This window comes from Collinsella aerofaciens (assembly GCF_039758815.1).
Classification (GTDB): Bacteria; Actinomycetota; Coriobacteriia; order Coriobacteriales; family Coriobacteriaceae; genus Collinsella; species Collinsella aerofaciens_BP.
In genome coordinates this window covers 1-11,794 of sequence record NZ_JBDMSK010000037.1, presented here as the reverse complement: position 1 = coordinate 11,794, position 11,794 = coordinate 1, and the positions used below count along the sequence as shown (strand labels likewise).

Here is an 11,794-nt window from a genome sequence, read left to right as displayed (position 1 = left end):
CCTCTCGGCGGCCTTGCGAAAAACAAATCCAAGTTAGACCATTTCAAATGGTTCGATGTCTGCCCGGATGCGACACTGAAGTAAGTGTCCATCCTCGCAGTATCCGGTTCTCAAGGTGCACGCTTAGCGGCTCATCCGGTTCGACCGGGCCGCGCGGCAAGGAGATATAATGCCAGACCGGAGGGCCCCCGGGGGCGGGAATCCAGCACTCCATATTTTGTTCACAAATGAATAGAACCCTCAGTTGCTTCACTGAGGCCGTATTCGAAGCAGCAGCTTCTGATATTGGCGATGACCAGCTGGTTTATAGGTGTTAAGGCATCGGTCATCTCTGGAGCGCCACTTTACTCCAAAAGCATCAGCTATTTGTTTCCCGTCGGTAAAAGGCAGGTTTTGTTCGCCAAGCGTTCTTATATATAGAGAAGTTCGGGTTCGAACCCGTGGCGCGGCAACAAAAAAAGCGACCAACCGGAGTCGATCGCTTTCTTTTCTATGCTGGAGCATCCAGAGGGCGCTTCCGAACTCATTTTCTCGCTGCCATTCATGCTTTCGAAGCACCGTTCGACCTCCGCGGCCTCATGTTTTGAAGATCTGCCGTGTTTATCACTGTTATTAATGAGTGTGTGCAAGTGATCCTCATACAGATACGTGCGATTCGCCAGAGAACTGAGATGCATCTTTCTGCAGCCCTCGTTGCCTATCCTCGCATCTCTCAGGTCTTCCGGAAACTCACAAGCAGTCTTAGGGCCAATTTGTTTCTGCTTTCAGAGACTTGTTTGAGAGTTTTTAAAGACAGTTCAAAACAATAAGTGAGACACCATAAAGCAGGGCAAGATGTGCCGGATAGAAAATGTAGAAGAAATATTTGAGCTTCAGCCCTCGCTTGCCATTATAAAGATTGATGAGCAGCAACGAAACGACCGCGGCAACAACATCAGGATTAATTACATTAGCTGTAGCAAACTCAAATCCGCCGCCAACTATATGGCATGACGAAAGGAGCACTGCGCATACTGCAGCAAAGAACATCTTGGCCTTGCTGTCGTGGAATAAATAGAACGCAGCCACAAGCAGAATGCCATACACACCGCCATCTAGTTTAGTGTATTCAGCTGCCAGTGCTGTCAAAACAATCAGAGCAGTTTCTGCGATGTACCTTTTCCATTTTGAAAGACTTTGTATCTTTCCCAGAATAATCAAAAAGACCAAGGAAAGCAGGAGCTCACACATAACATTTTGTTGCCGAAGGTCAAATAGTTGCCCGGTTTGAACGAAATCGTATATGGGCTCCGCAATGATTGCGAAGACAAGCATATTTCGCAGGTACTTCTTTATGTCATGAGTATGAAAAAATCCCTCAACTATCAAAAAGCAAAATAAGGGAAATGCAATTCTGCCAAGAACATGAAGCACATCCGAAGCCTCGCTTAGAATCGCCCACTGTTCGTCTGATATCTGACTGTACGATGCGTGAGTCATGATTCCATTGGTCAGGACGATCCTGCTTACATGATCGAGAACCATCGAAATGGCTGCTATTATCTTTAATGTGCTGCCGCTAATTCCGTATTTATTTGTTTTCATTTCGTATTCCTTTCTTTGGATGGGCCGTCAGGGGTTCAGCCTGCTCCGCAGGCGGCCGCTGCGGCGCTCCGCGCCCCGACGGGTTCGAACCTGTGTCGCGGCAATAAAAAAGCGACCAACCGGAGTCGATCGCTTTCTTTTCTATGGTGGGCCGTCAGGGGTTCGAACCCTGGACCTTGGGATTAAAAGTCCCCTGCTCTGCCAGCTGAGCTAACGGCCCGCGGGTGGCATTGTACCACGGTCTGGGACTATTCCCAACTCCATTGGCCGTTCTGGAAAATCACAACTTCACGTCCATCAGGCGTAATGCCCGTAATATCGATGTCGTCCGTGCCAATCATAAAATCGACGTGCGTGCTCGAGACGTTTACGCCATGCTCCAGGAGCTCCTCCTTGGACATGTCATACCCACCCTCGATGCATTCGGGGAAACCGACACCTAGCGCGAGATGGCAGCTAGCGTTCTCGTCATAGAGCGTGTCATAGAACAGAACGCCGCTTTCGCGGATCGGAGTGTTCTTGGAAATGAGCGCGACCTCGCCCAGATGAGCGGCACCTTCATCGGTGTCAATAATGCTCGCAAGCGTCGCCTTGCCCACACGGGCATCGTAGTCCACTACGCGGCCGGCCTTGAACTTAATCCAAAAATCGTCAACCTTGTTACCGTGGTGAATGAGCGGCATAGCCGAATACACGATACCGTCGGCACGCATACGATCAGGCGAGGTGAAGACCTCCTCGGTGGGGATGTTGGGGAAGAAGGGGTGTCCATCGGGCGTCTTACCCTTGCCGCCGGCCCACTCGTGACCCTTCGTCATGCCAATCGTCAGATCGGTTCCATTTGCCGCGGTGTAATGTAGGCGGTCAAAACGATTGTCGTTCAGGAAACGCAGGTTCTTTTCGAATGCCGCGTCATGAAGCTCCCAGTCGCTCTCCGGGTCCTGGCCATCGGCACGAGCGGTGTGCAGAATCGCATTCCACAGCTTATAGATTGCAACCTCGTCGGCGTCTCCCGGGAACACCTCGTGTGCCCAAGCCACGACCGGAGCGCCGGCGATGCACCACGGATTGATGTTGTAATCCAGTCCACGGCGGAAAACTTTGCACTGCGTATTCCTCGCCTTGGATGCCGCGGCCGGCTTGGCTGGATCGATGCCCTTGAGGGCCGCAGGATCCGCACCCTCGATAAAGATAAAGCAGGCACCGTCCTGGGCCAGGGAATCCAGTTGCAGTCGCTTCCACTCGGGCGTCTGCTCAAAATAGCTTTTATCGACATGCTCGTACGTGAGCCTCGTCACGGCATCATCGGCCCAAATGACCGTCACGTGGCCAGCGCCGGCGGCATAAGCCTCCGCGACCACCACGCGGGCAAAAGGCGCGCACTCGACCGGAGACTGAACGACAACCTCCTGGCCGGGTTTGACGTTTACGCCCTTGCAGACGACCAGGCGCGCGTAGTTTTTAATCTTGGGCTCCAGGGCCTTCATGCCCTCCAGAGCCTCTTCGACCGTCAGGGCAGCTCGAATCATGTGCCACTCCATCTATCTATAGAACAGTAAAAAGGCGCGCCGCAAAAACGACGCGCCTTATATCTTAGCGATAAGTATGAATGCAAACGCTACTTCTTCTTGGAGTCCTTCTTGTCCTCCTCGGCAGCCGCACGCTCAATAAGAGCGTTAAGCTTGTTCTCGGACATGCCCTCGGCCTGCGCGCGGTACATGTTGCGCAGGGGACGAATACGAACGAAGTCGTAGATAAAATCACCCAGAATGATGACATAGGACAAAACGATGCCGACCATCTGGACGGGACTGGACACCGTACCGCCGGGAGCGAAGTAGAGCGAAGCCCAAATTGCCACGACGAGTACCATGCCGATGGCGAGCACGGCCCACCAGATACGACGGCGCTTGGTGTAGTCCTCATCCTGCTTGAGGAGGATATTCGACACCGTGTAGATACGATCCTCACGAGCACGCTGCTTGGCCTTGCGGGCGCGCTTCTCCTCCTTGGAGAGACCTTCCAGGTTTTCACCCTTCTCGAGCTCTTTGCGGCGTGCCTTAGACGAAGCCGGCACGACGCGAACGGAGCTCGCTGCCTGGCGGGCGGGTTTAGCAGATGCGGCGGACTTGCGCGCAACCCCGGTAACTTCGTGGGATTGCGTGCGCTTGTTCGTGGCGCTACGGGTACTCACTTATGCGTTCTCCTTCATGCTTGTGAACTGGGAGCCCGTGATGATCTGGAAGGCCTCGCGATAGCGCTCGGACGTGCCATCGATGACCTCGGCGGGCAGGTGCGGGGTCTCCCCCGTCATATCCCAGTTGGCTTTGAGCCAATTGCGGACGAATTGTTTGTCGTAGCTGGGCTGAATCTTGCCCTCCTCGTAGCTGGCGGCGGGCCAGAAACGGCTGGAGTCGGGCGTTAGGCACTCGTCGATCAGCGTAACCTTGCCATCGATGACACCGAACTCGAACTTGGTGTCGGCAATGATGATGCCACGGGTCGCGGCGTACTCGGCAGCGGCCTTGTAGATCTTGAGGGACAGGTCGCGAATCTGCGTGGCGATGTCCTCACCCACGATCTCGCAGCAACGCTCGAACGAAATGTTCTCGTCGTGGTCGCCGATCTCGGCCTTCGTGGACGGCGTGAACAGCGGCTCGGGGAGCTTGGAAGCCTCGGTCAGGCCCTCGGGCAGCTGAATGCCGCAGACGGTGCCGTTCTCGTCATAGGTCTTTTTGCCCGAACCGGTCAGATAACCGCGGACGATGCACTCGATAGGAATCGTCTGGGCCTTCTTGACCAGCATGGCGCGGCCTGCGAGGTAGTCACGATACTCGGCAAACTCCTCGGGAAAATCCGCCGGGTCGATGGAAACGAGGTGGTTGGGAACGATGTCGGCAAACTTATCGAACCAGAATGCCGAGATGCGGTTGAGCACCTCTCCCTTAAACGGAATCTCGTCGGGGAGAATAAAGTCGAACGCAGAAATGCGGTCGGTGGCGACCATCAGCAGGTTTTCGCCGGCATCATAGATATCACGAACCTTGCCACGGGAATCCGGACGACGCTCCATCGTTGTCACGTGAGTCACTCCTTACCTAAATACGACAGTAATGCGGGTTCTTCCCCGCACGTTCTCGCAAACTCGGAGCGGCAGGGACGAAACCCCTCCTTCACCGAATAGCGAAAAGCTAGTGCTCCATTGTAGTAGATGCCGCGTCCGCCGTGTGCTCGCGAGGCAGATGAATCGTAAAAGTCGTACCCTTTCCAAGCTCCGACTCCACGGATATGTAGCCGTGATGACGCTCGACAATCTGCTTGGTCACGGCGAGGCCCACGCCCAGGCCACCCGCCTCGCGGGCGCGACTGGCGTCGGCACGCCAAAAACGACCGAAGATGCGCGACAAATCATCCTTGGCGATACCGATGCCCGTGTCCGAAACCGCGATATCGACGTGCTTGCGGTCGCTGAGCACCGACACCACGACCCAACCCCCCTCGGGGGTATAGCGCATGGCGTTACTCAAGAGGTTGATGACGCATTGCGTGATCATGTCGGGATCTGCCTCGACAACGTCATCGTGACCCTGCGTCTCATCTGCAAAGCGCAAACGCAGGTCACGGTCGGCAAACAGGCGCTCCTGGCCGTTCACAATCGATCGCACGAACGGAACCATGTCCACCGGCTCCAGGTTGAGCGGCGCGGTGCTGTTTTCCATGCGCGACAGATCGAGCATCTGCTGCACCAGACGGGCCAGACGACGCGTTTCGGATGCGACTGTCTCCAGGTGTTCGTCGTCGGTGGGATACACACCGTCTTGCATGGCCTCGACCGTCGCAAGCATGGCCATGAGCGGCGTGCGCAGCTCGTGGGCAACATCAGAGGTCAGGCGCTTCTCGTGCTTCATATCCTTTTCGAGTGAGGTGGCCATCTCGTCGAAGGTCTCGCCCAGCTGATCGATCTCATCATCGCCGCGCAAGCCCGTACGAGCGGACAGATCGCCGTCGCGAATTTGCTTGGCCGTGCTCGTAATTCGATGAATCGGCTTGGTAAGCATGCGCGACACAAGCGCTCCGATAACGACCGAGATGCAGACGGCCACAACCGCGGCAAGGGCCATGGCGTTAAAGGTCTTCTCTCTGAATGCCGAGTCTGCCCTGGTGAGCAGGGCATCGGAGCCAACCGCCCACAATTTGACCTGACCCACGTGCTCGCCGGAGGACGTCACGATCTCAACGTTGGCAACACTATTGGAATCGGTGGGAGCAGACGAGACTGGGCTGTGCGATGCCCTCTTTCCGCTCGCATCGTCGGTCGTCGCCTGATTTTCGCGTACATCGGCAGTAGCGCTTGCCGAGGGCCACGAGTCGTCGTAGACGATGACGCCCTTTTTATTGACGACCTGCATACCAAGATCGTCGGACACCAAGCTCGATGTCGCGACCGTACGCAGCTCCCCCGCGGTCCAAGAACCGTTTTCCTCATATGACGTTGCCAACTTTTCGGCAGCGGAATTGGCGATTTCGACAATATTGGAGCGCGTGTAATCCGTAAAAACCGTGCCCCATACAACGGAGACTACGCCCACCAATACCAATACCGTCATGAGCGATGTCAGGGCAAAAGCCAGGGCCATGCGCGAGGGATAGCTCATCGTCGGCCGTGAATCGGAACGAGGCGTGTTCCAACTAGCCTTGGAACCCGCCTCGTTCTCCTGCTTATGCTTTTGCCCGATTTCAAAGCGCGCAGGTGTCATATGTGATTTCCTTTATTTCTCGTCCGACTTATCGATCTTGGTCGGAGCCTCGAAGCGGTAGCCGACACCGTGGACGGTGTAGAGCCACTTGGGCTTCTTGGGGTCGTCGCCCAGCTTGGCGCGAAGGTTCTTCACGTGGCTGTCGATGGTGCGCTCGTAACCCTCAAAGTCGTAGCCGAGCACCTTCTCGACCAGCTCCATGCGGTTGTAGACGCGGCCGGGGTGACGGGCAAGCGTGGTGAGCAGCTTGAACTCGGAAGCCGTCAGGTCGACTTCCTTGCCCTCGACCAAAATCTTGTGGCCCGAGATGTCGATGACCAGATCGCCAAAGTCGAGCACCTCGACGGCCGGCTCATCGGCCTGGTGGGCACGGCGGAACAAGGCGCGCACGCGCGCGACAAGCTCGCGCGGCGAGAACGGCTTGATCAGGTAGTCGTCGGCACCGAGCTCGAGGCCGATAATGCGGTCCTCGATCTCGCCCTTGGCTGTCAGCATAATGATGGGGACATCCGAGGTGTCGCGAATGGTGCGGCAAACGCGCTCGCCCGGAATCTTGGGGAGCATGAGGTCGAGCACGACCAGGTCGAACTGATGCTTCTCGAACTCCTCGATAGCGGACTGGCCGTCGCCCACGCCCACAACCCAATAGCCCTCGCGCTCGAGATAGGCAGCGACGGCGTCACGGATTGCCTTCTCATCCTCGACCAGCAGAATCTTTTTTGCATCTGAAGCCATAACACGGCCCCCCCTGTCTCAATTAGCTAAGAACAAGCTCATTTTAACGCACCTGAGCCCACCGGGTATCGCATGGGTGCGATAGCTCGGCGGGCGGTACTCATAGTCACAACGCGCTTATTCCCCTGTCGACGCCTTTTTAACCCCTCGGAGACTAAAGAGAGAACAAGCGAGCGGTAACCGTCTCGGGAATCCCCTGACTGTTACGCACCGTTGCGTACGTTAAGAACGAGTTCGATTTACCCGCCGTAGCAGGATAATCGCCATACTCCAAGGCTCGGTCGGGCGACAGAAGCGAGCCGTAGGTCTTAGCCGAAGTGTCAATCAAAAAATGCGACGCCTGAACTTTAACCAGGTATTTGTTTTTCCTTCCCGCAGCGCACGCGAGCGGCTCACGCGAAAGGAAGAGGTACGGCCCGCCCTCGTTACCGATATAGGTGCCCATATTGCCCAGGCTGCCCACACCGCTATACGTCGCCTCAATGGAGAACACGAAGGTGTCGCCCATATACACGGCCTCGAAAGGCGAAACCGACGAAGGCAGCACCAGCTGAGCTCGCTTCGTGTTGTTGCCGTCAGTCAGGTCGATCGCCGTCATACCGTAATAGACGCCCTCATCATTGTGCACGCGGGGCGAGATGGTCAGGATGCCGTCGCTCACACGCGGGGCGGATGCGAAACGGCCCGTTGACTTCCAAATAGTCTCAGGCTTGGACTCGCTGGGCGACTGACGGTAGCAGTACGAATCGTTACTCGTCTTGGTGCCGCCGGACGAAGGCATCTTATACCAGATGACCGACGACCCATACGCTGTGAAGAGCGGCGGATCGTAGTTTTCGCCACCGCGGTCGAGCTCGACAGCGTTGCCGGTAAGGGAGGAGCCTGCAAGGTTTTGCGCATAGAGTTTCCAGGACGCATTGGCAAAGTTCATCTCGACCCACGCGAACACGCCATCACCCGCGCGCACGTCGTAAAACGCATAACCGGTTCCCTCAATGGGATCCTCAATAAGTGTGGTAAGCGAGCCATCGCCTAGGTTGAGCACACCAAGCGTATTGGCATGCAGGGCAGAAGCAGGCGCCATCATCGCGGCAGCGTAGTCGCCATCGCAGTAGTACAGCAGCGTGCCCAGCGGCAGCGTCCACGAGGCTGCGGGCTCAAGATCGATATCGACAGCCTCGTACTCATCAGTGATCGAGACAATCTTCGAATCGTCTTTGATAACCTGCGGCTCGCCAGCGGCGTCATCACTCGTGCCCGTTTTTTTCGAGCAACCGGCCAGTACGGCAGCAGCACCGGTAGCGGCGCCACCCAGCACAAAACCTCGACGCGTTATTCCATTCTTAAAGCGATCAGCGATGCTCATTAGGCGATCTCTGCGCGAGCGGCCTCGATAGCGCGCGTAAGCTGATCGGCGCAAGAGGTCTTTTTCATACCGCAGGTATTACCGGCGAGAACCTCGATTACGCGATCGGCGGGAGCGCCCTCGACCAGCCTGGAGATGGCCTTGAGGTTGCCATCGCAGCCGCCGGTAAACTCGACGCCCAGCACCTTGCTGCCATCGTCAGAGAGATTGAGGTGAATATTGCGAGAGCATACACCCTGAGGCTTGTAGTCAAAACTAATCATTGAGATCCCCTCTCAGAAAGAAATTTCAGACGTCTATTATCCCCGCCTGGACCGACTTATTATCGCAAGCACCGATTCAACATCCTACGATGCTTGGACTAGTGGGGGCAAGATTAGCAGTCCGCGCCCTGTACGTGGACCATGCGCTTCTCCCGATACATATTGTGGTCGGCGACGCGATATACATCGGCCAGCGTATTTCCAGCCGTCTCGACGGTCGCCACGCCAATCGATGCGCTGACCGTCAGGGTCTCATCGCTTACCGCGGCAAGACCGAGACGAAGATCCTGTTCCAGCCCGAGCGCAGACTCGTTGTCAGTATGGGGGCAAACCAGCAAAAACTCGTCGCCGCCAACGCGCATCGGCAGGTAATCCGCACCAGCCACCCGCCGCAGCACGGACGCCGTCCGTCGCAGCAGTTCATCCCCCATCTCGTGACCATAAATGTCGTTGGTCCGCTTGAGATAATTACAGTCCACCATAATCACGCTCACTGGCAAGTCCTCGTTTACCAGGCTATCTCCACGCGATTCCAGATAGTTGCGGTTGCGAAGCCCCGTCAGTTTATCTTGGTATGACAGCTCCTCGGCATGCTTGACCATCGATATGTTGTGCGTCGCCACGACGACCGAATCCAGGCGGCCTTGCTCATCGCGATGCTGGGGGACAACCTGTAGCGAGTACCAAGTGCCTCGACAATCTCGCACCTCGTCAGCCAAGTACGGTACGCCCTCCATACGTTCTCGAAGCGTACTTATATCTACGAGCCCCACAACCGCTTCGCGGCTTTCGGGGCTCACGATATCCCGGCAGACCGTGTCCATAAAGTCATATGCCTCACTATGCTCGGCAAACATCTTCGCTATCGCCGGCGACATATTGATTCCCTCGATCTCGAGGGTGTCAAGATGCAAAAGGAAGGTCGAATCGTAGATGGCGCTTATGGCATTGATAATGCCGAGCTGTTTATCCTTTTCGACCAAATTGCGGTGGTCAGCGATATTTCGAGCCAACAGTACCACGACCCAAAACGCAAGGCACACCAAGACGCCGACGGCGACAAATGAAATCCTGTCAGACATGACCTCAGATTTGGGATATAGCGCAAACAGGCGGTAGTCCTTATATGCCGCACGCACGGCATATAAGGTGGTCCCCCGATATTCGATACGTGTTACGCCCTCGTCTTTCCAGTCAATTCCGCTATCGGCGAGAAGCCGGGCAAGGGTTATATCGACGGTCGAATCGTTTGAAGAAACGATTTGCGCATCGCGCATCACAAGCACTGTTGGACTCTGATGGAACGTGTTGTTCACAAGGACGTCGGCGATCGTGTATGAATAGTCATCGGCGGGCTCAGCCGCAAGGGATCGATACCCCAACGCCACCCCATCACCGTATGGAACGGCACTCACGGCAAAGTCGACACCGCGGCGCTCGACAGCGGTCGAGTAGGAAACTTTGGACCCTCGATACATCGATGCGATCGACGAACAGGCCAGCTCCTCTCGCCACAGCATGAGTGGATCGCGGCCGTCGATATCGTAATGGGCGACCATATGACCATCGGCGTCCATGACCAACATTCCCGAAAGGCTCTCGGTATGGACATATTCCTCGACCAGATCGTCGTTGACTTCAAATCGATCAGGCGGCAAGAACGTCGCAAACGACTCGAGCGCCGCATCCAAATTGTGCGTCGCCTCGGTTTTTCTTCCCTGTTCATATCGGTCATATTTTTCGCAGGCATTTTTTAAAAACACCATGGTTTCCTGGCCGAACCCAAGCGTTTTATCAAGGCAGCGATGCGTGCCAACCATATAGAGCAGACTCAGTAGGGCAACGCTGGCCACGATGCCGATGCCCACTGCGGCTAAACTCTTTCGGCGAAAGCGGCGCTCGTCATTTGTCATGATTCCGCTCCTTGCCCGCCTGTCGTCGCTCCTGCTTTGTAATTGTCCACAATGTGCTCTATCGTGCCGTCTCGATCCATGTCGGACAGTGCGGTATCGAGGTTTTTGACGTACTCCCCCTCATAGCTATCATCAAACGCGACGCCCAGGTCAACCGTCATAACGTTGCCGGCGAACACACGATAAACGCCAGGATACTGGGCAACGAGTCGATCAAGCGACTGAACGTCCGCCATCCAACAGTCGACATACCCTTTGGCGAGGGCGGCTTTGCAGAGTTCGGCAGAACCATACGATTTGATTTGCACGTCCGGCGAGATATCCAGATCCCCTGCGAGCAATCGGCGTTCGCTCACCGAGCCCGCAATCACCGCAATGGTCTTGCTTCCATCGAGATGCGCCAAGGACGTGATGCCACTCGTTTTCTTGGCGGCGACCGAAACCGTCAGGGTCAAATACGGCTCAGTCCAGTAATACTTATCCTCGCGATAACAGGGAGAATAGTCGCACCACAGGCAATCGATATCGCCGTTTTTGAGTAGGCGATCACGGTCATTCCAAGATATGTCGATAAATTGCGGCTTGATCCCCGCGCGCTTGCAGGCCTCGCGGGCGATGTCGATATCGATACCGGCGTAATCGCCCGTGGTATCGACATACACATAGGGGTCGTTATCCGTAACGCCGATTTTGAGCACAGGGAGATCATCGTCAGCCGTACTCGGCGAGGAAGAACTATTTCGATCGGTATACGTCAGGACAGCCGTACAGGCAGCAACAAGAACTATGAGCGCGAACGAGACGATGACGACTCGTTTAATACGTCTAGGCACGCGCCTCTTTTCATCGAAATGGCAGTAGAGGTTCATTTTATTACCGGGAGCTGCCGCAGCAGCGAAAAAAGCGCCTCACCCAAGATGGGCAAGGCGCCAAAGGTTGAAATGCATCCGCGAGCGGTCGAATTAGGTTAACCCTACTCGAAGCTCAGCTGCTCCCGAATGCACCCCGACCGCTGCCTCGTTCAGGCCGTTGGCGCCGACCGCGTATCTGGCGGTTTCCGACGCGCCGCACTGCACGCGACACACGGGCTGAAGTCTTTAATCAAAACCACCCCTAAAAGGGGTGGTTTGCTCTTAGGGTATAACCCTTGGATTTCCGGCACGCGTCTAAAGGCGC

10 protein-coding genes and 1 tRNA gene are annotated in these 11,794 nt (G+C 55.9%); all 11 read right to left on the bottom strand.

Going from position 1 to position 11,794, the window contains the following annotated elements; all coding sequences use genetic code 11:
- Positions 1-786: 786 nt before the first annotated feature.
- Positions 787-1,584: a TraX family protein gene (locus ABHT90_RS09775; RefSeq protein WP_346982376.1), complete on the bottom strand. Its 798-nt coding sequence runs from the start codon at positions 1,582-1,584 to the stop codon at positions 787-789.
- 144 nt (positions 1,585-1,728) lie between these two features.
- Positions 1,729-1,804, bottom strand: a tRNA-Lys gene (locus ABHT90_RS09770).
- 28 nt (positions 1,805-1,832) lie between these two features.
- A complete protein-coding gene (locus ABHT90_RS09765) occupies positions 1,833-3,113 on the bottom strand; it encodes an aminopeptidase (RefSeq protein WP_346982375.1) in 1,281 nt (426 codons plus the stop codon).
- 89 nt (positions 3,114-3,202) lie between these two features.
- On the bottom strand, positions 3,203-3,778 hold the full coding sequence (locus ABHT90_RS09760; RefSeq protein WP_346982374.1) for a hypothetical protein: 576 nt from the start codon (positions 3,776-3,778) through the stop codon (positions 3,203-3,205).
- Entirely contained in the window at positions 3,779-4,657 is an 879-nt protein-coding gene (locus ABHT90_RS09755; protein ID WP_035136481.1) for a phosphoribosylaminoimidazolesuccinocarboxamide synthase, read from the bottom strand. It abuts the gene before it with no gap.
- Positions 4,658-4,775: 118 nt separating this feature from the next.
- A complete protein-coding gene (locus ABHT90_RS09750) occupies positions 4,776-6,341 on the bottom strand; it encodes a sensor histidine kinase (protein ID WP_346982373.1) in 1,566 nt (521 codons plus the stop codon).
- A gap of 12 nt (positions 6,342-6,353) precedes the next feature.
- Complete coding sequence (locus ABHT90_RS09745; protein ID WP_346982372.1) at positions 6,354-7,076, bottom strand: response regulator; 723 nt, start codon at positions 7,074-7,076, stop codon at positions 6,354-6,356.
- A gap of 154 nt (positions 7,077-7,230) precedes the next feature.
- Positions 7,231-8,442, bottom strand: a complete 1,212-nt coding sequence (locus tag ABHT90_RS09740; RefSeq protein WP_346982371.1) for a hypothetical protein — start codon at positions 8,440-8,442, stop codon at positions 7,231-7,233.
- Positions 8,442-8,705 carry a TIGR03905 family TSCPD domain-containing protein gene (locus tag ABHT90_RS09735; protein WP_055287275.1) on the bottom strand — a complete coding sequence of 88 codons (264 nt, stop codon included), beginning with the start codon at positions 8,703-8,705 and terminating at the stop codon, positions 8,442-8,444. Before ABHT90_RS09735 ends, ABHT90_RS09740 begins: the two co-directional genes overlap by 1 nt.
- Before the next feature lie 113 nt (positions 8,706-8,818).
- A complete protein-coding gene (locus ABHT90_RS09730) occupies positions 8,819-10,573 on the bottom strand; it encodes a sensor domain-containing diguanylate cyclase (protein WP_346982370.1) in 1,755 nt (584 codons plus the stop codon).
- Between the two features lie 41 nt (positions 10,574-10,614).
- Positions 10,615-11,451, bottom strand: a complete 837-nt coding sequence (locus ABHT90_RS09725) for a substrate-binding periplasmic protein (RefSeq protein ID WP_346982369.1) — start codon at positions 11,449-11,451, stop codon at positions 10,615-10,617.
- Between the last annotated feature and the right edge of the window lie 343 nt (positions 11,452-11,794).